We start from the raw sequence: 20999 nt of genomic DNA, 5'->3' as shown, positions 1-20999 counted from the left end.
CTTTAAACTATATTTTTATATCTTCACTAGCAACTATCGTAGCATTATCTTGACTAGAGATTACATAGAACTTACTTGGATTAAGTTGTTTTTTATAGTCAACAAAAGCTAGAGGACTATGCTCTTTAGGCTTATTTTTTACAACAAGAATATTTAATTGGTTTGAGTTGTTCCAATATTTAATAAATTTATCAAATTTCATTAAATATTTATCTACATTTGATTTAGGGAACTGTCTAACATCATCTAATTCTCCCTCATCATTTATAATAATTACATTACGTTTAGTGTAGAAGATAATGTCATAAAAGCGATCGCTCTCAAAAACTTGAGCATTTGGATATTTCTGATATATTTTAGATATTTCTTGAGCTGTCTTATATTTAGAGCTTGTATCAAAATAATCTCCCAATAAATAACCTAAATTTGCAACAACCATCATCATAATACAAATATAAGCAACTAATTTATTTACTGAAAAAATATTTAATTCTTTGATTAATTTAATCGTGATTGTAATAGCTATTATTGCAATTGCTAATAAAATTAAGATATATCTAGAGCCAAAACTCCAATACTGAGGAAGGCATAAAAGAACTAAGGCCACAGCAGGTAGCAAAGCAAAAACAAGGATAATAAATTTAAAGCTTATACTATCCCACTTATCAAACTTTTGTAAGTCTATACTCTTAAAGTGCATAGCTACAAGTATTGATAATGGTAATATTAATGGTGCTAGATAACCAAATAAGAAAGATTTAGAAATCCCAAAAAATATAAATATAAATGTTGCCCAAATAAATAAAAACCACTTATCTGAATTTTGCTTACGATTTTTAAAAGCTTGTTTTGAGAAGAAACTCTTAAGAATTTTAGGTAAAAACAGAGTCCAAGGAAAAAAAGCTCCCATAATTGCTAACAAATAAATAATTTTAGAAACTTCTCTATTTTGCTCATCTGTTGAAAATCTGAGTATTTGTTGAACTACTATGTAGTAATAAGCAAAATTAGGATGATACTGTTCAACTGCAAATATCCATGGTAACGAAATGACTGCTACAATTACCAAACCTAAGTAAAGCCTAATATCAAGTAGCCTTTTATACTGTCCCATAATAAGAGAATATAGACCTACTATAGCCATAGGAAAAACTATTCCCATCAATCCCTTAGTCATAACCGCTAACCCAGCAAATACAAAGGCTAAAGTAAGCCAATATGTACTTTTCTTGTAATCATCATATTTAAGGCTTACCCAATAGCTAAGCATAGTCATATTTAAAAATACAGCTATAGCCAAGTCCATGTTCAGATATCTACCAACAAATAGAAATAAAACTGTACTTAAACTTACTCCTACTGATAATAGTGCTGTTTGACGGCAACCTAATACTTTGCGTACTGTTATATATGTAAAAATTAAACATATACCTAGTAATACAGGATTTACAAGTCTTGCTCCCCATGTATTCTCGCCAAAAATGCTCATAAATATACAAGTAATCCAATATACTAGTGGAGGCTTGTGAAAAAATATCATTCCATCAATATATGGAACTATAAAGTTATGGTTAGCGAGCATCTCTCTTGCTACTTCAGAATACCTAGTTTCATCAGGAGCATAAAAATTAGCTACACCATACATACAAAAAGCTACAATAATCGTAGCTAAAATTAGCAAAATATCTTTAAATTTGTTATTCATGGAGATTAATTAGTTCTGATTTTCCTGGAAGAATTTTTTAGTAAGACAAATAGTTTTTTCGATATCTTCATCACTATGTGCAATTGATATAAAGCCTGCTTCATAAGCAGATGGCGCTAGATATACACCATTATCAAGCATATATGCAAAATATTGATTAAACATTTTAAGATTAGTTTTACCTAAATCTGTAAATGTATTAACAGCGACCTTTTCATTACAGAAAAATAGTCCAAACATTCCACCTAAATATTTCGCATGGAAATTAAAGCCATAGGCTCCAGCAGCTTCATTCAACCCATCAACTAACTGTTTAGCTTTAGCTTCCAATCTAACAAAGAAGCCCTCTTGTGAAACTTTTTCTAATGTTTTGATACCAGCTGCCATAGCAATTGGATTCCCTGATAAAGTACCTGCTTGATATACTGGTCCAGCGGGAGATACTTTTTGCATAATTTCTTTACGACCTCCAAAAGCGCCTACTGGCATACCACCGCCAATCACTTTACCTAATGTTGTTAAATCAGGCTTCACATTATAAATACTTTGAGCACCACCCAAAGCAACTCTAAAACCAGTCATCACTTCATCAAAGATAAGTAGACTATTATTTTCATCACATACTGCTCTAAGCTTAGCTAGGAAATCATCTTGTGGGAAAATCATATTCATATTGCCAGCTATTGGCTCAACTATGATACAAGCAATTTCATCTTTGTATTTTTCAAAGAGGGCTTGTATAGATTCGATGTCATTGAAGCTAGCAACTAAAGTATCTTTGACAACATCTTCTGGTACACCTGGTGAATTTGGCTGACCTAATGATAGTGCTCCAGATCCAGCAGCTACAAGAAACTCATCAGCATGTCCATGATAGCAGCCTTCAAATTTTATAATTTTATTTCTACCTGTATATGCTCTTGCTAATCTAATAGCACTCATTGTCGCTTCAGTACCGGAATTTACGAATCTAACTTGTTCAATATTTGGCATAAGCTCTACTATTTTTTTAGCAAGTCCAATCTCTTGTTTACAAGGAGCGCCATAACTTAGACCATTTTTTAGCTGACATTGTATAGCTTCAAGGACATCATCATCACCATGACCTAAAATCATTGGCCCCCACGATCCGATATAATCTATATATTTGTTCCAATCAACATCATATAAATAAGCACCTTTCGCTGATTTTATGAATCTTGGGAATTCTTGTCCAACACTTTTAAACGCTCTAACTGGAGAGTTGACTCCGCCAGGAATATATTGCTGCGCTTCTTGGAATAAACTTTGAGAGTTAATTTTATTCTCCATGTTCTTGTTCCTGCCTCATTTTATTTATTTTTTTCTCAACTGCTTGCATTAATAAGCTTGCAGCATTAACTTTTGTAGCTTTATAAATTTCTTGAATACCTGTTGGGCTAGTAATATTTACTTCTGTTAGCTTATCTCCTATCACATCTAAACCAGCAAACATTACCCCTTCTTTTTTCAGCTTTTTAGCAACTTTTTTAGCTATTTTATAGTCTTGCTCCTGAAGTTCTCTTACTTCAGCTTTAGCTCCAACTGCTAAGTTACCGCGATTATCGCTATCACTAGGAACTCTAGCCAAGAGATATTTAATAGGTTCTCCATTGACTATCAAAATTCTCTTATCACCATCTTTGATTGCTTCTTGATAATCTTGTACCATTATATATCTAGTTTCATGATGAGTTAGCGTTTCAAGTATAACGTTTTTGTTCTTATCTCCATCTTTGATCCTAAAAATAGAGCTGCCACCCATTCCATCAAGAGGTTTAACAATAATATCTTTATGCTCTGCGTAAAATTGATTAATCTGCTTATAGCTTCTAGTTATCAGAGTGTTTGGTGCAAATTTAGGATAATTTGAAATAGCTACTTTCTCATTAAAATCTCTAAGTGCTTGTGGATTATTTACTATTAACACCCCATGTTTTTTTGCCAAATCAAGCATATATGTCACATATATATACTCCATATTAAATGGTGGATCTTTGCGCATAAAAATACAATCAAGATCTAATAGTGATAAATCATGATGTTGAGATAATATTTCATACCAAGACTCTTTTGCTTTATGGATTTTTATCTTAAGCGCATCGCCTTTTGGCTTACCATTGATTATAGATAAATCATTTAAATAAAAAGTATAAATTTCCCAGCCTTTATCTTGAGCTGCTTGTAGCATCATATACGTGCTATCTTTTGAAATATTAAAAGAGTTTAAGTTATCTATTATAAATCCTACTTTCATTATTTATCCTATTTTATACCCAATATATTTATCTAAATCTTTACCATTCAAAATATCTGCAATATTTAACATTTTCTTGTTGGGAAATTGTAATTGCTTAAATCTGATTATCCTGTCATTTGTAGCAATATCAAAACCATTTTTAGTTATATCTGTAATTGCTGTAACTTCATCATTTGCCGATTTCTCAAGTATCTCAAAATCACCTACTTTGACTTGCTCGCCCTCTAGCATAAAAAATGCTGATGGCCATGGAGTAAATGCTCTAATATGACAACTAATTTCTTTGGCAGATTTTGTGAAATCTATAAGACCTTCTTGCTTAGTAATCTTATGTGCATAAGTAGGCTCACCTTGCTGAGGTTGCGACTTAATCATATCAATATTTTCTAGAGTTTCTAATAATGGTTTTATTGATAGTTTAGCGAATTTATCATGTAGTGATTGTGATGTATCTGTATCTTGTATATCAATCTCTAGAGTATTCAATATATCTCCAGTATCAAGTCCAGCATCCATTTGCATTATACAGATTCCAGTTTTAGAGTCTCCTGCTTGAATTGCTCTCTGGATAGGTGCTGCACCACGCCATTTAGGAAGTAATGAAACATGAATATTTAAACAACCATATTTAGAAATATCCAAAAACTCCTGAGGCACTATAATTCCGTAGGCTATCACAACTATTACATCTGGTTTTAGTTCTCTAATTTGCTCAAGTACTTGAGGATCTTTCTTAAAAGACAATGGTTGAAGTACTGGTGTGTTGTTAGCTATAGCGACTTCTTTAACAGGTGAGAATTGTATTTTCTTACCACGCCCTTTTGCTCTATCAGGCTGAGTAAGCACCGCTTGAATATTGTGCTGTGATTGGTATAGGTCTTTTAAAACTTGTGCTGAAATATCAGGAGTTCCAGCAAAAATTATATTTAATTTTTTCATTTGATTAGTCTCTAAAAGCGTATGCTCTCAGCTGAACACTACTTAATTCAGTAATTTGCCCCTCTGGGAACAGACAAACATATCTTATCTCATGCGCTCCATTTTGAGCAGCTAATTTTGCAGCTTCTCTTATATTTTCATTACATAGTTTTTGGAAATCTCTCTCTTTATCCACACCTATTACTACTCTTATTTCACCTATGCTATCTTGTGTATCTGTCTGATAGCGTAAGTTGAAAATTTTGACTCGGCTTGGGTCTGTCGCAGGTAGCTTTGCACTATATTTTGATAAATAGATACCTTTTGGTTCAGGGGTATTCTTAGAAACAAAAAAATATATACAAGATATAAAAACTATAACCAATATACCAACATACATCAAATTTTGACTGAATCGACTCATTAAAATTAAATATTACTCTAAACTAGCTAGATTTTAACACATCTAGTCTATATTGGCTAAATATTAAATTATTCAGATAAGTATTAGAAATAAATTGAAAATCATAACTAAAACAATTATTATATTTATAAATTTAAATATATATTTATTTCAATATGTCATCCATCACAAGTTTTTTAAAAGTAATTTCTGATAAAAATAGATTAATTATTTTATATATATTAAACAAAAATACTCTTTGCGTATGTGATATCCAAAAACTTATCTCATTAACTCAAGGAGCGCTATCAATACAGCTAAAAAATCTTGTAACTGCTGGATTGCTAGAGTCTTTTAAACAAGGCAAATGGGTGTTTTATAAACTAGATAAAAATATTCCAGAATATCAGTTAAATATTTTAAATGAGCTTTTCAAACAAATAGATAAAGACGAAGAAGTTCAACAAATAATTTCTAAACTAGAAATTTCTGAAATTTGTAAAATTTAAGGAGTAATAAATGAAATTAAAGTTTCTCGATAGATTTCTGACCTTATGGATTTTTTTAGCTATGATTGTGGGTATCATCATTGGATATACTCTGCCCGAAGCTAAAAATTTTATATCAAAATTTGATATCGGATCAGTTAATTGGTTGATTGGACTGGGTCTAATTGTGATGATGTATCCACCACTAGCAAAAGTTAAATACTCAACAATGCCTAAAATATTTAAAGATACTAAAATTTTGCTTTTATCTTTAATTCAAAACTGGCTGATTGGTCCTATCCTGATGTTTATTTTAGCAGTTGTTTTTTTCCATGATCAACCTAGCTTTATGATAGGACTAATTTTAATAGGGTTAGCAAGATGTATTGCCATGGTAATTGTGTGGAATGATCTGGCTAAAGGATCTAGAGAATATTGTGCTGGATTAGTTGCATTTAATTCTATTTTTCAAATAATATTTTATGCTGCTTACGCATATGTATTTATTACAGTTATTCCAAAACTACTGGGATTTGATACGAACATCAATATAAATATATCAATGTTAGATATAGCAAAAAGTGTCGGAATATATCTAGGAATACCTTTTGTAGCTGGAATATTGACTAGAACTATCTTGATCTCTAAAAAAGGTGAACAATGGTATATAGATAAATTCACTCCAGCGATATCACCTCTGACATTGATCGCTCTACTATTTACTATAGTGTTGATGTTTACTACAAAAGGAAATGAAATAATTAACCTACCATTTCAAGTAATCAAGGTTGCTATTCCGCTTTTGATATATTTTTTGATAATGTTTAGCATATCATTTTTTATGTCATATAAAGCTAAAGCAACTTATGAGCAAGCCGTATCTTTGAGTTTTACAGCAGCTTCAAATAATTTTGAGCTAGCTATAGCAGTTGCAATCTCAGTATTTGGCATAAACTCTACTGAAGCTTTTGTCGGTGTAATTGGTCCTCTGGTTGAGGTGCCTGTTTTGATTGGGTTAGTAAATGTAGCTTTGTGGTTGAATAAAAGATATTTTAATTAAGCCAATTCTACAATATTATTAAGAATATAATACCCAAATTATACATCTTCTATGCCATACGTATATCTAGTTATAGCTATAATCACTGAAGTCCTTGGTACAGTTTCATTACCATTATGCAATGGTTTTACAAGGATTGTTCCTTCACTATTTGTTTTGATATTTTATGGACTTTCATTTTACTTTTTATCATTAACATTAAAATATATGAATATTGCTTTTGCGTATTCTGTATGGTCAGCATTTGGAATTATTCTAATAGGAATTATAGGATATCTATTTTTTAGGCAAAAGTTGGATTTACCATTTATCTTAGGAACACTGTTTATACTTATTGGAACTATTATTATTTGTGCATACTCAAAGACTATTATGCATTAAGTTTATAATTTTTATTTCTTGTATTTAATTTCCCAACAATTATGGATATTTTTGTTAGATAAAAAATCTCTTGATAAACATTTCTTATCAATATTTTCACAGTCAAATTTAGCAATTATCTCTGATGACATTTTGAAGCGACGATAATTATTAGAGAAATATAAGACTCCATCTTTTTTGAGAGAGTCCATAGCTAAATTTATAAGTAACTCATGATCTCTTTGAATATCAAGAATATCATCCATACGTTTAGAGTTTGAAAATGTTGGCGGATCTAAAAATATCACATCAAACTTCTCACTGTTGGATTTTAACCAGCTAATACAATCTGCCTGAATAAAATTATGCTTTTTAATATCTAAATTATTTAATTCAAAATTATTCTTACCCCACTCAAGATAAGTATTAGACATATCTACACTTGTAGTTTTTGCTCCCTTTAAAGTAGCATGAACACTAGCTGTACATGTATAACTAAATAAATTCAATAAAGTCTTATTTTTTGAAGCTTTTGCTACAAGTTGTCTGATCTTACGATGGTCTAAGAAAACACCAGTATCTAAATAATCATCAAAATTCACATAAAATTTAGCATCAAATTCATTAATAACATGAAAGTTATTTTTGTCATTATTTTTTTGATACTGCTCTTTGCCTTTTTGACGTTGACGAACTCTTGTATGTATATTCTCGTATTGAATACCTAGAGTTTTATGTATCTGATATATAGCTTGATAGAATCTTTGTTTAGCCATATTTTGATCAATAGTAGCATCGGCACGATACTCTTGTAAAAACACATGCTCGCCATATATATCAACAGCTACAGCAAAAGTTGGAATATCAGCATCATACAAACGATAACATTCTACTCCTGACTGCTTTAACCATGGTTTTAGGTTTTTAAGATTCTTCTTTAACTTGTTAGAAAAATCTACATGCTCATCTGACTTTTGTGCACTTGCTTCAGCTATACGAATATTTTTCTCAAGCTGGCTTTCATGTTTAAATCTTGCATGCTCATTTATATCAAACTGATACAATACTGTTTCAATAGCGCCATTATAGAATTTATTCTTCTTAGTAGTACGTAGCTGCATTTCTTTAATTGACTCACCGAAACTTGTCAAAATCGCAACTTTCCAACCATAAAAGTCTTGAGATAATCTATCACCGAAACCATTAAATATGTCTAAAAGTTCATCAAGCTGATCACCGTATAAACGCTCACCATAAGGAGGATTTGTAACTATCAAGCCCTCACTATCAAACTCATTCTCAAGATCACGGATATCTTGTCGCTTAATATTAACAGCATCTTCAACACCAGCTTGATAAATGTTTCTATCAGCCTTATCTAAAACATTGTTATCAATATCATAGCCTTGAATAATTGCATTTGTTGGCTTTTGAGCTTTTTTTGCTATTTCTAATAAGTTACTCCATAAGTCTTCATCATGAAGCTTTGAATTGAATAGCTTAAATTCTTTATTTAACAACACAGGAGCTATATTTTTTGCCATAAGAGCAGCTTCAATAAGAATAGTCCCAGAGCCACACATTGGATCAATCAATATAGGCTGTTCTCTTTTAAGCTCATCTAACCACCCTGCTTTGATAAGTATCGCTGCTGCTAAAGATTCTTTTAGAGGTGCTTGACCTTGGAACTGTCTATAACTACGCTTATGTAAACTCTCTATATTTAAGCATAAAAACACATTCACATACTGCTTATGTAAGTGAAGTTTAATGATATTATCTGGATTATCAGTATCAATATTTGGTCGTTCATTAGTTTCTCTACGAAACTGATCGACTATAGCATCTTTTGTTTTTTGCGAAACAAACATAGTATTATTGAAATCATAATGCTTACCTGAGATTATGATTTTAAAAGCTGTGTTAACATCAAAGTAATCTAACCAATTTATTGATGATATAAAATCATATAAAGCTTGCTGATCTGTAACTTTTTGAGTAGTTATTTTTAGCATAACTTGGCTTGCTAGATGAGAGTAAATACAAACTTTGTAGGCATCTTCAAAAGATCCCTCAAACTCAACTCCAGCAAGTTTTTCAGATGATGATATGCCTAACGCATCTAGCTCATCTTTTAATAAAAGCTCGATACCCTTTGCACAGCTAGCGAAAAATGTAAAATTTTGCATAAGAAATTATAAAATATAAAATATGTGTTAAATGATATATTAATTAGAATAAATAACAATTAATAAGCGAAAATCTATTGATTTTATAAGATATAAAATTATAATATCTATTCTAAATACTCGCATAGCTCAGTTGGTTAGAGTACTACCTTGACATGGTAGGGGTCACTGGTTCGAATCCAGTTGCGAGTACCAGTAGTTTATCTCAACTATCGAATACACATAATCGATATCAAATTTGAAAAATCAAAACCTAATAAGTTTTTAACTTCATTACTTTTTAGCAATGCTACTAAGCCTGCTTTAGTATTATCATGTTTGAATATTTTTTCTATCGTAGCGTCATTTTCAGTCAGCTGAATTTTCAAAAAATCTTTTTCTAGAAAAATTTTGCACCCTTCTTTTAAACTTGGGTGATGTGCTAGACCATATTCGTATGCTTTTAATTGATTATCATTTAATGTCATACTTACAAACTCTCATCTTCTTTGATCCAACTTTGCATAGCTGTAATAAGCTCAGCAAAAATATCTGCCATTAGTAATAAATCAACTTCATGACCAACATTATCTTCTTTATTTAGATCTTTTATACCATCTAAGAATTTAATACTTTTAAACTGTAACTTAGTATTTGCTGTCATAGCAAGCTGCTCTTTCCAAGTTATACCTAGCTCCGTAATGTACCCTCCACTATCAATAAATGATTTGATATTATCATTCAACATCGAGCTACCTTGACATGAGATATTTGCAATACTATCTCCTATAGCACTTGTTAGCTTACATTTTTCTGCTATTTCAATATCTACTGGATAAGTATCTTCGACAAGCCACTCTGTTAGAATATCTGTTTCTTCTTTAATGACAGGCTCAAACCTTGCTTCACATCTATGCAATAGATCTAAAACTTCTGTAATCTGTTTTTCTGAAACACTATCAATTATTAGATAGTTATTAGTCAGATCCAAATAGCCGTGAATCTTTCTAAACTTACTAAATGCTAGAGGTAGTAGCTTTTGCTCCATATCCTCTTTTATTTGTGTTTTTTCTTTTTTACTCACATATCTAGTGAGCTCTAACTCTTGAATATATTCTTGTGCTTGTTGGTTGATAACTTGAGCAGGAAGGATTTTTTCTTCAGTAAGTAAACAAAATGCAGCTAAATGATTAAACTTAAAAAGGCATTGTTCATCTTTTATAAATGGGTTTGTAAAACCTCTCGAAGATTTCTGAGAATTACTACAAGGAATAAATGCGAGTTTATTCATCGAATCTTCAAAAATATCTATATTAATATCAGTAATTTTGAATGCTGTAAGGTTTTTAAAAAACATAAAAAACGATTAAATATAATAAAACTGTCTCAAAATAATAAAACATCTAATCATAAAGTAAAACTATTAAACTACAAATTTAATAGTTTATATGATTTAACTATCTCAAAACTCATGACTGTTGTTGCTGTATCTGCTGGGAAATATTTGATTATAGCTATTTTATCAAAGATAATTTTTTTAGAAAATTGATATTCCAAAAGCTTGTCATAATTAGTAGCGCCATACACTAAGCTAACATGAGGATCTAAATTATATTCACATTCTCTATCTAATTTTCTTGCACTAGCAAAAAGATTATCTAGCTGTATAGTTTTTGATAATTTGAGATAATAGTTCATGAAATAAGAATCTCTATCTATAACTATATTATCAATATCTAATGAGATATTCTGATAATCAAGCTGACACGCCCAATACCCAAAATCTTCAACAATATTTTTAGCAGAGCTAAATAATGTTAAATGAGGTATAAATGATGGCTGTCTAGCAATATAAGAATTATAGTTGATACATCTAGCTAGAGCTAAGAGATATTTCTGTGCTGGTATTAGCCAAATACTATATTTATGAGATGACACAATTATTAACTCATTCTAACAAAAATTATAATATTTGTTATAATAGCAAATCTTTAATTATATTAATTATAAATTTCTAGGAATAAATATGTCACAAATAGTTGTTTGCGCAATGTACAAATTTGTAACGCTTGAAGATTATGAAGCTATGCGCCAGCCCCTGCTTGATACCATGATAAAAAATAATGTCAAAGGTACACTACTTCTTGCTAATGAAGGTATTAATGGGACAGTAGCAGGACCTCGTGAAGGTGTAAATGCGTTATTAGCATATCTAAAATCTGATTCTAGATTAGCTGATATTGACTACAAAGAGTCTTATCATCAAGAAATGCCTTTCTATCGTTCAAAAGTAAAACTTAAAAAAGAGATTGTAACTCTTGGTATCGAAGAAATTGATCCAAATAAAGTCTGCGGAAAGTATGTAGAGCCTAAAGATTGGAATGCTCTTATATCTGATCCAGAGACTATACTTGTAGATACTCGTAATGATTATGAGATCGAAATAGGTACATTCAAAAATGCTATCAATCCAAATACAGAGACTTTTAGAGAATTTCCAGAATATGTCGATAAAAACCTAGATCCTAAAAAGCACAAAAAAGTAGCTATGTTTTGTACTGGCGGTATTAGATGTGAGAAATCTACAGCTTTAATGAAAGCTAAAGGTTTTGATGAGGTTTATCACTTACAAGGTGGTATCTTAAAATATCTAGAGGAAGTACCTAAAGAAGAATCCATGTGGGAAGGTGAATGTTTTGTATTTGACTCAAGAGTGGCTGTAAATCATGATCTTGAGAAAGGTAACTATGATCAATGTTTTGCTTGTCGTATGCCTATAACCGAAGAAGACAAAAAACGCCCAGAATATGTTAAGGGTATAAGTTGTCATCATTGTTATGATAAAGTTACAGAAGAGCAAAAAGCACGCTTTGCAGAACGTGAAAAACAATCTCAACTAGCTGCTGAAAGAGGATTTTCACATGTTGGTGATGATGCCAAAAAATTAGCAAAATTGAACAAACAACAAAAACAACAAGCAAAAGAAATGGCTCGTAAAAAAGCAAAAAGTAAAATTTAACTTCTACTTATAAACAATCAAAATTCAAATCATTTTTTTTACAAGCAATTTTATATTCCTACTGTTAAAATATAATATATTTAAATATTTCTTTTAAGATAAAATTCTCAACATAAAAGGCTATAACTCTTATGCAAGAAAAAATCACACAATTTGAGAACTTTTTAACTCAACTACAACGAAAAATCACATTTACTCTTGAGCAATCTGAAACTAGCTCAGCTAAATTCATTAGTGATAAATGGCAAAAGCCAAACACTCCTGAACAAAAACTCAAAGGCTATGGTAACTCTATGATTATAGAAGGGGGCGAAATTTTTGAAAAAGGCGTCGTTGCATTCTCTAGAGTACACGGAGATGCTTTACCACCATCTGCTACCGCAAAAAGACAAGAACTTGCTGGTAAATCATTTATTGCCACAGGTGTTTCGTTAGTTATTCATCCTCGTAATCCTTTTGTGCCAACATCTCATGCTAACTTTAGAATCTTCGTTGCTGGTGCTGATACAGATAATCCTATATGGTGGTTTGGTGGTGGTTTTGATCTAACCCCTTACTACCCTTTTGAAGAAGATGCTATTCATTGGCACCAAACTGCAAAAAATGTTTGCGATAAACATGACGCTAGCTATTATTCTAGTTTTAAAAAATGGTGTGATGAATACTTTTATCTCAAACATCGTGATGAATGTAGAGGCGTTGGAGGTTTGTTTTTTGATGATTTAAATGACAAATCTTTTGATGAATGTTTTAAATTTGTGGCTGATTGTGCAAATTCATACTTAGATGCTTATATACCAATAGTAGAAAAAAGAAAAAATATCGAATATTCACAAAAGCATAAAGATTTTCAACTTTACCGTCGTGGTAGATATGTCGAATTTAATCTAGTCTTCGATAGAGGTACAATATTTGGCCTTCAAAGTGGTGGACGCACAGAATCAATACTATCATCAATGCCACCTATGGCTACTTGGAAGTATAACTGGCAACCTGAGCCTGGTTCTGAAGAAGAAAAAGTATATGAATATATAAAGCCAAGAGATTGGATTAAATAGTGTTTACAAGTAAAAAACATATCATTTATGTGAAAAATAATTATGTTACAATAAGCTCAAATTATTAGAGGTTTTTTTAGATTATGAAAATTAATTTTTGTGCAGGCCCTGCTGTTGTGCCTACATCTATAATAGAACAGTTGCAACAAATGATGGTTGATTATAAAAATACAGGTGTATCTTTATTGTCTATTTCACATCGTGATAAAGTTTTTGATGAAGTACACGCCTCTATTCAAAAAAATCTCAGAAGTTTACTTAATATTCCGGATAACTACTCTGTGCTTCTGATGCAAGCTGGAGCTACGGCACAATTTGCTGCTATACCTATGAATTTATCAGATAAGTATAATAGAGCATTATATGTATGTAGTGGGCAATGGTCAGAAAAAGCTGCCAAGGAAGCTACTAAATTTACGTCTGTAGATGCTGTGAAGTATGATAATAATATTGCTCAAAGTTTCCAAGCAGATACATACGATTATATATATTATACAGACAATGAGACTGTAGATGGTTTTCAGATTAACAAACTTGCCAAGTCTTGCAATACAGAAATAGTTTGTGATATGTCATCAAGCTTTCTATCAAAGCCTATCAATATTAGTGATTACGGTTTGATATATGCTGGTGCGCAGAAAAATGCTGGTATACCAGGCTTAACTATAGTTATCGTCAAAGATTCTTTAATTAAAGCAAAAGATAATATTCCAGTAGTATTTGACTATCTAGTTACCAAAAAATCAAATTCAGTTTACAATACTCCTTCTGTTATCTCATGGGTTACTTTTGAGTTGACACTAGAATATTTAATTAACAAATTTGATAATTTGAAGAATGTAGAAACTTTCAATAACCAAAAAGCAAATCTACTCTACTCAGCTATTGATAATTCAAAGATTTTCAAAAATGAAATTAAGCTAGAATATCGCTCTAACATGAATATTATATTTCATCTACCAAATGAAGAACTAACTGATAAATTTCTAAATGAGGCTAGTAAAGCTGGCTTTTATGGCTTAAAAGGACATCGAAGTTTCGGTGGCTGTAGAGCTAGTCTTTATAATGCTGTTAGTCTAGAAGATGTTGAAAAATTAGTACAATTTATGCAAGGTTTTGAAAATGAACAATTCTAAAATAATAACTGTAGATGGACCAAGTGGTGTCGGTAAAGGAACATTATCAAAAAAATTAGCAAAGCACTTTGACTATAAACTTTTGGATAGTGGCGCAATATACAGAATAGCTGCATTACACTGCTTCAATACTGGCGCTAATTTAGATAATGAAGATGATGTTTGTAGTAAGCTTGAATTACTAGATATATTGTTTAAAGTTCAAAATGATTCTATAATAGTCCTTCTAAATAATGCTGATGTGACTAAAGCTATCCGTACTGAACAAACTGGGATGCTAGCATCAAAAACTTCTGCATATCCAAAAGTACGCCAAATGTTACATGATAAAATGCTCTCTTTTGCAACTGCTGCTGGACTTGTAGCAGATGGTAGAGATATGGGTACAGTCGTTTTCCCTGATGCTAAATACAAATTCTTCTTAGATGCTAGTTCAGAAGTTAGAGCCCAAAGAAGATATGATGAGCTACTGACAAAAGGTGAAAACCCTGATTTTAATAAAATCAAAAATGATATTGAACAAAGAGATTTTCAAGACAGAAATAGAAAAGTAGCTCCTTTGAAGCCTGCTGATGATGCTATTTTAGTTGATACTAGCAACCTATCTATCGAAGAAGTTTTCCAAAAAGTTTTAAGTCATATTAACAATCTTTAATTTCTCCACACCAACAACATAAAATATCACAACCATTAGCTCCTGAAACAACAGAATGTTGTGAGTTAATAGGATTGATAAAAAAATCACCCTTGCTAAACTCTCCTCTTTCATCACTCATAGAACCATCTATAACATATACCCATTCAACATCTGGATGACTATGTTGGCTTAATTTTGCATTTGGCTCTAATCTAATAAAATCTATTTGAAAGTTTCTTGAATTCATCTTTAGCTAATAACTTTTTAGAAATTCCTGGTTTAAATGCTTCAAGGTTGATATCTTTTAAATTTATTTTCATTGGGCTAACTCCACTCAAACTAAACACTGCTAATAATTCTACTTTATCATAGATAAAAATAACTTTATAATTACACGATTAAAAAAGATTTTAACCAAATTAATCAATGTCTGAAATTAATTCTCTAAATAAAAAGTTAAATAAAATAATTATTGAAACAAATGGTTTATCAATATTTAATACTCTTGAACTACTAAGTTATGAGAATCTAGATGAGCATGAATCGCAATGTCTTCAAGATTTTATAAAAAAACTCAAATTATTTAATAATGATGAGCTAGATATAGAAGACTTACTAAATCACCCTATTGGTATAGCATTTTATGACTTTTTAAAGAGTTTTCCTCTTAAATATCATGAAGAGCATATCCACCTAACAGGCTCTCTCTCAGCAGAGTTTATTTATCCGCGCCTCAAGAAACTTTTAGATGGTAAAAATGGTAATATCTATAGCCAAAAAATAGTAAATATCTATGGCGAAAATGCACTACCAATAAATTCTGTAGAAGATGTTGAAAAACTTATAGTTTTAAAAGATGGTGAAAAATTCTCAAGATATTTAGATCTTTTATATCTTGCAAAAATTATTCTCAATACAAAACAAGATCATATAGATGCCGCTTATCACATGGCTAGTGAACTATATCATAAATATAATGTTGGAAGTATTAGGCTTAAATTCACACTATCACGCTCTACAAGTGATGAAAAAGAAGCGATTTTAAATGAGGACTTAGCAACAGAAGAAGATGTAGTTCTTGGACTTTATGAAGGTTTTGAAAAATTCAAAGAAGAATATCCAGATTTTGGTTATGTGCTTTCTCCATCATTTAGAAAAGAAGCTAATTTTTTTGATGCTACAAAGTTTAAAACAAAAAAAGAAAGTTTTGAATACCAAGTAAATTGTCTAATCGATATATTAGAAAAGTATCCATTTCTACAGAATGTGATGAAGGATATAGATACTGTTGGTGATGAAAAAAATATCTACAAAAAAGTCCATTTTGAAACATTAAAACAAGGAATTAGAAAACTACAATATTATGGTTTTAAAATTCGCTCACATCATGGAGAGACTTTCCACACACTAAAGAAAGGCGTGCAAGCAGTTGATAATGCTCTAAATATTTGGAATATTGATACGCTAGAGCATGGCCTGTCAATAGGTATTAATCCAAACTACTACTTTCAAAGATTGCTACAAAAGGTTCTAAAACTTAATAAGAACTCTCAGCCTCTTGATGACAAATCTATGGAATATCGTGAAATACAAGAAATTCATTGGAATGAAAATAACTCTTCAATTAGAGATAAAATCACAAATGGAATAAAACTAAATTCTGATGAAATTTTAGAATTTACAAAAATAAAATTCCATACAGCTATTGAAATAGAAAGATATCAACATGATGTTCTAAATAGAATTATCAGTAAAAATATTGGTGTTGTTGGTCTTCCTTCTTCTAACCTCAAATTAACTACAGCCATCCCAGACTACAAAGACCACCCTTTCAGCTGGTGGGAGAAAAAAGGTATCAAACTAGGTATTGGTACGGATAACTACATTACTTTAGATACTAACTATATTAGAGAAATGCTGATTATTTTATTTTCTGATGCGCATAATCTAAAAATTACTAAATTACTAATGGTCGCTTGTAAAGAAAATAGACGGGCTTACATTAGTAGCTTATTATGGAAAATGAATAAGAAATAAATATTATTTAGATATTTTGAAGAGCTTCTTCAACCTTTTTTCTGTATTTTTTATCAGCTTGAGCAAACTGGTCAAGCATTATTTCTTGGATATCTTGACTAGCATGTATCAATCCTTCTGCAATATTATTAGCTAACTGTTGCTGTTGAGATTCGCTCATTAATCTAAAAAGATCTCCAGCTTGTGAATAGTTATCTTCACCTTGTGCATCATAATAATCAATATAACCCTCTATTTCTATAGGTGGCTCTATATATTGTTTAGCATCTGAAGGAGAATCAGAATGCGCATTTGGATAAAAATTAGGCATTTCATTCTGTGATACATTAAGAGCTGTACCAGCCATTGCTCCATCACGCTGATAATTATGCATTGGACATTTTGAAGCATTTACAGGTATATGACTTGCATTTACACCGACTCGATATCTATGAGCATCTTGATAAGCTAGTAGTCTAGCTTGTAACATCTTATCTGGAGATACTCCAACACCAGGCACCAAGTTATTAGGAGCGAAAGTAGCTTGTTCTACTTCAGCAAAATAATTATTAACATTACGGTTTAACTCTAAAACACCTATTTTTTGAAGTGGGAAATCTTTATGTGACCAAACCTTAGTTAAATCGAAAGGATTTATACTAAATTGTTTCGCTTGCTCTTCAGTCATAATTTGCAACTTAACATCCCATTTTGGATAGTTTCCACTTGCTATAGCATCAAACAAATCTTTTTGAGCTCCATAGCTTGGCTGCCTAGATGCTTCTTCATTTGTGAGATTTTTAATTCCTTGTTGTGTTTTAAAATGCCACTTAACCCAAAAACGGCTACCTTCTTGATTATAAAAGCTAAGTGTATGAGAGCTAAATAAATGCATATGCCTATAGTTCTTTGGGATACCTCTATCAGACATCAATATTGTCATTTGATGCAAAGATTGTGGGTTTCTTGACCAAAATTCAAACTGGGCCGTAGGATCTGGTAGGTTAGTTTGAGGATTCTTTTTTTGTGAGTGTACAAAATCTGGGAATTTATTAGGATCTCTTATGAAAAATACTGGTGTGTTATTTCCTACAATATCAAAATTACCTTGCTTGGTATAAAATTTGATAGCTGCACCACGCACATCTCTAACATAATCACTAGAATCTTGACCTCCACCAACAGTAGAAAATCGTACAAAAACATCAGTCTGTTTATTCTGATCTCTTAAAAAATCAGCTACTGTCAAATCTGATAAGTCTTTTTCAAGAGTGAACGTACCGTACGCTCCTGTTCCACGTGCATGTACTACACGTTCAGGGATTCTCTCACGATTAAAATGAGCTAGTTTTTCAAATAATCTAAAATTATCAAATGTTAGCGAACCATTTTTACCTGCACTAATACTTGTATTATCATTAGGTACTGGAGCACCATTTGCTGTAGTTAGTATCTTATTCATGTTCTCTCCTCATTGAAATAAATATCAATCATTATTAAGCGCAGCAATACATATCGAACGCATTATTAAAATAGGCACTTAATGAAATAGTATATATATGAATAGAATTGGTCAATATTGTTAAGAACTTTAAGTCTAGAATGGTTTTTTGATAAAAAAATTAATAACCAGCTTTTATAACACTGCCACTAGCAATACCTGCTACTGACTTAAGATATGCGTTAGCTACTTTTTCTGCTTCTACAGGTTCATAGCCCACAATGAATGGTCCATATTTTGCTAATGCTTCTTTGACTACAGTTGGACTAACAGTATTTATACGGAAGTCCTTATACTCAAGAGTTGCTGCTTTTACAAACCCTTCTACTGCAGCATTTACTGTAGCTGCCACAGCACCTAAAGCAATTGGTTCAACATTCAATATCCCAGTAGTCAATGTAAATGAACCACCCTTATTGATATAGTTTGCACCAATTTGCACTAGGTTGATTTGTCCAAGTAGCTTATTTTTAAAACTGAAGTTCCAGTCTTCTTGAGTTAAATCATCAACAGCTTTAAAAGCTACTTTACCAGTAGTAGATACTAAAGCATCAAAAGAACCTACTTTTTCAAAGAAATTCTTGATAGATTCTATATCTTCTATATCAATACGGTGTGAACCATTACTTCCACTGAATGTTGCAGGAATAACTTCATAACCAGTGCTAATGAACTTATCATAAGTCGCTGATCCTATTACTCCGCTTGCACCTATTAGAACTATTTTTTTGCTCATTTGAGACTCCACTTATTACTATTTAGCTTCTAAGTATTTTAGAAGATTTTCAGGAGAAGACTCACCATAAGGATCATCTTCAGCGTTATCACGCTTACCAGGCTCTACAAACAACTTTTCGATTTCGTGATTATTAACAATCATCGCATATCTCCAAGATCTCTTACCAAAGCCAAGATTTGATTTATCTACAAGCATATCCAAACCTTCCGTAAATTCACCATTACCATCAGGAATTGGTTTAATATTTTTAACATCTAGTGCTTGTATCCACTTATTCATTACAAAGCTATCATTTACAGATAAAACATAAATTTCATCTATTCCCAGCTCTTTAAATCTAGCCGCATTATTCTCAAATCCAGGTAATTGATAAGTAGAACAAGTCGGAGTAAACGCTCCAGGTAATGAAAAAACAATTACTCTTTTGTTATCAAAAATATCAGCAGATGAAACATCTTGCCATCTAAATGGGTTTGATCCACCAATACTTTCATCTCTTACTCTAGTCTTAAAAGTTACATTAGGTACTCTTTTAGTCATGTCTAACTCCTTGTGTTTTGTTAAGTTACACTGTTATTGTATTGCTTTAATAAATAATTTAAAATATATTATATTTATACTAGCTATAAGATTTACTTATATGAATACTCGTACTCTTGAATATATCATTTCTGTATATGAAACTAAAAGCTTTATTACAGCGTCAGAAAAATGCTTTGTCAGTCAACCAGCTCTTAGTATGCAAATAAAAAAATTTGAAGAGCTTATAGGTATACAAATCTTTGAAAGAGGTACAAAACAAGTACTTATAACAAAAGCCGGTATGAAAATAGTTAATCAAGCCTATAAGATTCTAGATGAAGTAAAAAACTTAAAAAAAATATCAGAACTGCACTTAAATAATGGAAAAATAAGTATCTCAATAGGAGCATTTCCAACATTATGTCCGTATTTAATGCCAAAAATACTACCTGCTATCAAGAAAGATTTCCCTAATCTGAGTATATCCATAATCGAAGAAAAAACTGATACTCTTGTAAGTATGCTTGATCAAGGTAAGATCGACTTTGCTCTTTTGGCGACTCCTACCGATAACTATCAGTTTAAAAGAAAAAAAGTCTTTAATGATAAATTCTACGTAGCTGTAGCAAAGACTAATCCCATAGCAAAAAGCAAAAAAATTTGCATAACTGAAATAGTTAAGCAAAATCTTATGCTATTAGATGAAGGACATTGTCTGAGAGATCAAACTTTAAAACTCTGCTCATTAAAAGATTTTAATAATAATGATTTCAAAGGTAGTAGCTTAGAAACATTAAGACAAATGGTATCCATTGATGAGGGCATTACACTAATTCCCGAAACAGCACGCATAAAAACTGAAAATGTTAAATATATTGATATTGATAATAGAGATTTTTACAGAGAGATTGATTTAGTTATGCGTAAAAGCTCTATCTATGAGGACTTATTTACCAAGATTAGTGAGATAATTTCAAAAAACTATAAATAG

Annotated in this window: 22 protein-coding genes and 1 tRNA gene; 10 read left to right on the top strand and 13 right to left on the bottom strand. The window is 31.2% G+C overall.

The features are described 5' to 3' along the window. Window positions 1-7: 7 nt before the first annotated feature. The 5 genes from F7308_RS06530 to fvfA are packed head-to-tail and all read right to left on the bottom strand — an operon-like array spanning window position 8 to window position 5325. Window positions 8-1705: a phospholipid carrier-dependent glycosyltransferase gene (locus F7308_RS06530; protein WP_013923064.1), complete on the bottom strand. Its 1698-nt coding sequence runs from the start codon at window positions 1703-1705 to the stop codon at window positions 8-10. A 9-nt stretch (window positions 1706-1714) separates the two neighbouring features. Next, window positions 1715-3016: a glutamate-1-semialdehyde 2,1-aminomutase gene (hemL, locus tag F7308_RS06525; RefSeq protein WP_013923063.1), complete on the bottom strand. Its 1302-nt coding sequence runs from the start codon at window positions 3014-3016 to the stop codon at window positions 1715-1717. Beyond that, on the bottom strand, window positions 3006-3980 hold the full coding sequence (gshB, locus tag F7308_RS06520) for a glutathione synthase (protein WP_013923062.1): 975 nt from the start codon (window positions 3978-3980) through the stop codon (window positions 3006-3008). Before gshB ends, hemL begins: the two co-directional genes overlap by 11 nt. A 3-nt stretch (window positions 3981-3983) precedes the next feature. Next, complete coding sequence (gene fmt, locus F7308_RS06515; protein ID WP_013923061.1) at window positions 3984-4922, bottom strand: methionyl-tRNA formyltransferase; 939 nt, start codon at window positions 4920-4922, stop codon at window positions 3984-3986. Between the two features lie 4 nt (window positions 4923-4926). Beyond that, a complete protein-coding gene (fvfA, locus tag F7308_RS06510) occupies window positions 4927-5325 on the bottom strand; it encodes a Francisella virulence factor A (RefSeq protein WP_041263739.1) in 399 nt (132 codons plus the stop codon). Between the two features lie 155 nt (window positions 5326-5480). On the opposite strand from fvfA, the gene F7308_RS06505 reads away from it, so the two are divergent. The 3 genes from F7308_RS06505 to F7308_RS06495 are packed head-to-tail and all read left to right on the top strand — an operon-like array spanning window position 5481 to window position 7233. Next, window positions 5481-5813, top strand: coding sequence for an ArsR/SmtB family transcription factor (locus F7308_RS06505; RefSeq protein WP_013923059.1), 333 nt, complete (start codon window positions 5481-5483; stop codon window positions 5811-5813). A gap of 10 nt (window positions 5814-5823) precedes the next feature. After that, on the top strand, window positions 5824-6852 hold the full coding sequence (gene arsB / locus F7308_RS06500; protein ID WP_013923058.1) for an ACR3 family arsenite efflux transporter: 1029 nt from the start codon (window positions 5824-5826) through the stop codon (window positions 6850-6852). A 51-nt stretch (window positions 6853-6903) separates the two neighbouring features. Further along, complete coding sequence (locus F7308_RS06495) at window positions 6904-7233, top strand: DMT family transporter (RefSeq protein ID WP_013923057.1); 330 nt, start codon at window positions 6904-6906, stop codon at window positions 7231-7233. Between the two features lie 11 nt (window positions 7234-7244). Here F7308_RS06495 and rlmKL read toward each other — a convergent pair whose 3' ends face one another. Beyond that, window positions 7245-9401: a bifunctional 23S rRNA (guanine(2069)-N(7))-methyltransferase RlmK/23S rRNA (guanine(2445)-N(2))-methyltransferase RlmL gene (rlmKL, locus tag F7308_RS06490; RefSeq protein WP_013923056.1), complete on the bottom strand. Its 2157-nt coding sequence runs from the start codon at window positions 9399-9401 to the stop codon at window positions 7245-7247. Window positions 9402-9519: 118 nt separating this feature from the next. Here rlmKL and F7308_RS06485 point away from each other — a divergent pair. Further along, a tRNA-Val gene (locus F7308_RS06485) sits at window positions 9520-9596 on the top strand. A gap of 14 nt (window positions 9597-9610) precedes the next feature. Here F7308_RS06485 and F7308_RS06480 read toward each other — a convergent pair. From F7308_RS06480 to F7308_RS06470, 3 genes are all read right to left on the bottom strand, one after another. Beyond that, the gene (locus F7308_RS06480) at window positions 9611-9868 is read right to left on the bottom strand and encodes a hypothetical protein (protein ID WP_013923055.1); all 258 of its coding nucleotides are present in this window, start codon (window positions 9866-9868) and stop codon (window positions 9611-9613) included. Window positions 9869-9870: 2 nt separating this feature from the next. After that, entirely contained in the window at window positions 9871-10737 is an 867-nt protein-coding gene (locus tag F7308_RS06475) for a recombination-associated protein RdgC (RefSeq protein ID WP_013923054.1), read from the bottom strand. 71 nt (window positions 10738-10808) lie between these two features. Then, entirely contained in the window at window positions 10809-11318 is a 510-nt protein-coding gene (locus F7308_RS06470; RefSeq protein ID WP_013923053.1) for a hypothetical protein, read from the bottom strand. An 88-nt stretch (window positions 11319-11406) separates the two neighbouring features. Here F7308_RS06470 and trhO point away from each other — a divergent pair, with 88 nt between their 5' ends. The 4 genes from trhO (at window position 11407) to cmk (ending at window position 15248) form a co-directional block, all read left to right on the top strand. Further along, on the top strand, window positions 11407-12399 hold the full coding sequence (gene trhO, locus F7308_RS06465) for an oxygen-dependent tRNA uridine(34) hydroxylase TrhO (protein WP_013923052.1): 993 nt from the start codon (window positions 11407-11409) through the stop codon (window positions 12397-12399). A 131-nt stretch (window positions 12400-12530) separates the two neighbouring features. Continuing rightward, complete coding sequence (gene hemF, locus F7308_RS06460) at window positions 12531-13457, top strand: oxygen-dependent coproporphyrinogen oxidase (RefSeq protein ID WP_013923051.1); 927 nt, start codon at window positions 12531-12533, stop codon at window positions 13455-13457. 83 nt (window positions 13458-13540) lie between these two features. Beyond that, window positions 13541-14593 (top strand): 3-phosphoserine/phosphohydroxythreonine transaminase, encoded by a 1053-nt coding sequence (serC, locus tag F7308_RS06455; RefSeq protein WP_013923050.1) that lies wholly within the window; start codon window positions 13541-13543, stop codon window positions 14591-14593. Further along, window positions 14580-15248, top strand: a complete 669-nt coding sequence (gene cmk / locus F7308_RS06450) for a (d)CMP kinase (protein ID WP_013923049.1) — start codon at window positions 14580-14582, stop codon at window positions 15246-15248. The genes serC and cmk overlap by 14 nt, the downstream gene beginning before the upstream one ends. Here cmk and F7308_RS06445 read toward each other — a convergent pair. After that, complete coding sequence (locus tag F7308_RS06445) at window positions 15235-15477, bottom strand: cupin domain-containing protein (protein WP_232215340.1); 243 nt, start codon at window positions 15475-15477, stop codon at window positions 15235-15237. The two genes, cmk and F7308_RS06445, sit on opposite strands and share 14 nt — an antisense overlap. Window positions 15478-15656: 179 nt before the next feature. On the opposite strand from F7308_RS06445, the gene F7308_RS06440 reads away from it, so the two are divergent. Further along, the gene (locus tag F7308_RS06440; RefSeq protein ID WP_013923047.1) at window positions 15657-17267 is read left to right on the top strand and encodes an amidohydrolase family protein; all 1611 of its coding nucleotides are present in this window, start codon (window positions 15657-15659) and stop codon (window positions 17265-17267) included. 7 nt (window positions 17268-17274) lie between these two features. Here the strand turns inward: F7308_RS06440 and F7308_RS06435 are convergent, their stop codons facing one another. The 3 genes from F7308_RS06435 to F7308_RS06425 all read right to left on the bottom strand — a co-directional run bounded on the left by F7308_RS06435 (window position 17275) and on the right by F7308_RS06425 (window position 20026). Then, window positions 17275-18708: a catalase gene (locus F7308_RS06435; RefSeq protein ID WP_013923046.1), complete on the bottom strand. Its 1434-nt coding sequence runs from the start codon at window positions 18706-18708 to the stop codon at window positions 17275-17277. 160 nt (window positions 18709-18868) lie between these two features. Next, on the bottom strand, window positions 18869-19483 hold the full coding sequence (locus tag F7308_RS06430; RefSeq protein WP_013923045.1) for a short chain dehydrogenase: 615 nt from the start codon (window positions 19481-19483) through the stop codon (window positions 18869-18871). Window positions 19484-19501: 18 nt separating this feature from the next. Next, on the bottom strand, window positions 19502-20026 hold the full coding sequence (locus tag F7308_RS06425) for a peroxiredoxin (RefSeq protein ID WP_013923044.1): 525 nt from the start codon (window positions 20024-20026) through the stop codon (window positions 19502-19504). A gap of 100 nt (window positions 20027-20126) precedes the next feature. Between F7308_RS06425 and oxyR the strand changes: the two genes are divergently transcribed. Further along, window positions 20127-20999, top strand: a complete 873-nt coding sequence (gene oxyR, locus F7308_RS06420) for an oxidative stress transcriptional regulator OxyR (RefSeq protein ID WP_013923043.1) — start codon at window positions 20127-20129, stop codon at window positions 20997-20999.

Source organism: Francisella salina, assembly GCF_000219045.1.
GTDB lineage: Bacteria > Pseudomonadota > Gammaproteobacteria > Francisellales > Francisellaceae > Francisella > Francisella salimarina.
Note: the sequence above shows the minus strand (reverse complement) of the source record. Positions and strands in the feature narration are given on the sequence as shown.

Excerpts from the sequence above, each read along its gene's own strand:
- F7308_RS06530 (WP_013923064.1), bottom strand. The coding sequence starts at position 1,705 with ATGAATAACAAATTTAAAGATATTTTGCTAATTTTAGCTACGATTATT.
- hemL (WP_013923063.1), bottom strand. The coding sequence starts at position 3,016 with ATGGAGAATAAAATTAACTCTCAAAGTTTATTCCAAGAAGCGCAGCAA.
- gshB (WP_013923062.1), bottom strand. The coding sequence starts at position 3,980 with ATGAAAGTAGGATTTATAATAGATAACTTAAACTCTTTTAATATTTCA.
- fmt (WP_013923061.1), bottom strand. The coding sequence starts at position 4,922 with ATGAAAAAATTAAATATAATTTTTGCTGGAACTCCTGATATTTCAGCA.
- fvfA (WP_041263739.1), bottom strand. The coding sequence starts at position 5,325 with ATGAGTCGATTCAGTCAAAATTTGATGTATGTTGGTATATTGGTTATA.
- F7308_RS06505 (WP_013923059.1), top strand. The coding sequence starts at position 5,481 with ATGTCATCCATCACAAGTTTTTTAAAAGTAATTTCTGATAAAAATAGA.
- arsB (WP_013923058.1), top strand. The coding sequence starts at position 5,824 with ATGAAATTAAAGTTTCTCGATAGATTTCTGACCTTATGGATTTTTTTA.
- F7308_RS06495 (WP_013923057.1), top strand. The coding sequence starts at position 6,904 with ATGCCATACGTATATCTAGTTATAGCTATAATCACTGAAGTCCTTGGT.
- rlmKL (WP_013923056.1), bottom strand. The coding sequence starts at position 9,401 with ATGCAAAATTTTACATTTTTCGCTAGCTGTGCAAAGGGTATCGAGCTT.
- F7308_RS06480 (WP_013923055.1), bottom strand. The coding sequence starts at position 9,868 with ATGACATTAAATGATAATCAATTAAAAGCATACGAATATGGTCTAGCA.
- F7308_RS06475 (WP_013923054.1), bottom strand. The coding sequence starts at position 10,737 with ATGTTTTTTAAAAACCTTACAGCATTCAAAATTACTGATATTAATATA.
- trhO (WP_013923052.1), top strand. The coding sequence starts at position 11,407 with ATGTCACAAATAGTTGTTTGCGCAATGTACAAATTTGTAACGCTTGAA.
- hemF (WP_013923051.1), top strand. The coding sequence starts at position 12,531 with ATGCAAGAAAAAATCACACAATTTGAGAACTTTTTAACTCAACTACAA.
- serC (WP_013923050.1), top strand. The coding sequence starts at position 13,541 with ATGAAAATTAATTTTTGTGCAGGCCCTGCTGTTGTGCCTACATCTATA.
- cmk (WP_013923049.1), top strand. The coding sequence starts at position 14,580 with ATGAACAATTCTAAAATAATAACTGTAGATGGACCAAGTGGTGTCGGT.
- F7308_RS06445 (WP_232215340.1), bottom strand. The coding sequence starts at position 15,477 with ATGAATTCAAGAAACTTTCAAATAGATTTTATTAGATTAGAGCCAAAT.
- F7308_RS06440 (WP_013923047.1), top strand. The coding sequence starts at position 15,657 with ATGTCTGAAATTAATTCTCTAAATAAAAAGTTAAATAAAATAATTATT.
- F7308_RS06435 (WP_013923046.1), bottom strand. The coding sequence starts at position 18,708 with ATGAATAAGATACTAACTACAGCAAATGGTGCTCCAGTACCTAATGAT.
- F7308_RS06430 (WP_013923045.1), bottom strand. The coding sequence starts at position 19,483 with ATGAGCAAAAAAATAGTTCTAATAGGTGCAAGCGGAGTAATAGGATCA.
- F7308_RS06425 (WP_013923044.1), bottom strand. The coding sequence starts at position 20,026 with ATGACTAAAAGAGTACCTAATGTAACTTTTAAGACTAGAGTAAGAGAT.
- oxyR (WP_013923043.1), top strand. The coding sequence starts at position 20,127 with ATGAATACTCGTACTCTTGAATATATCATTTCTGTATATGAAACTAAA.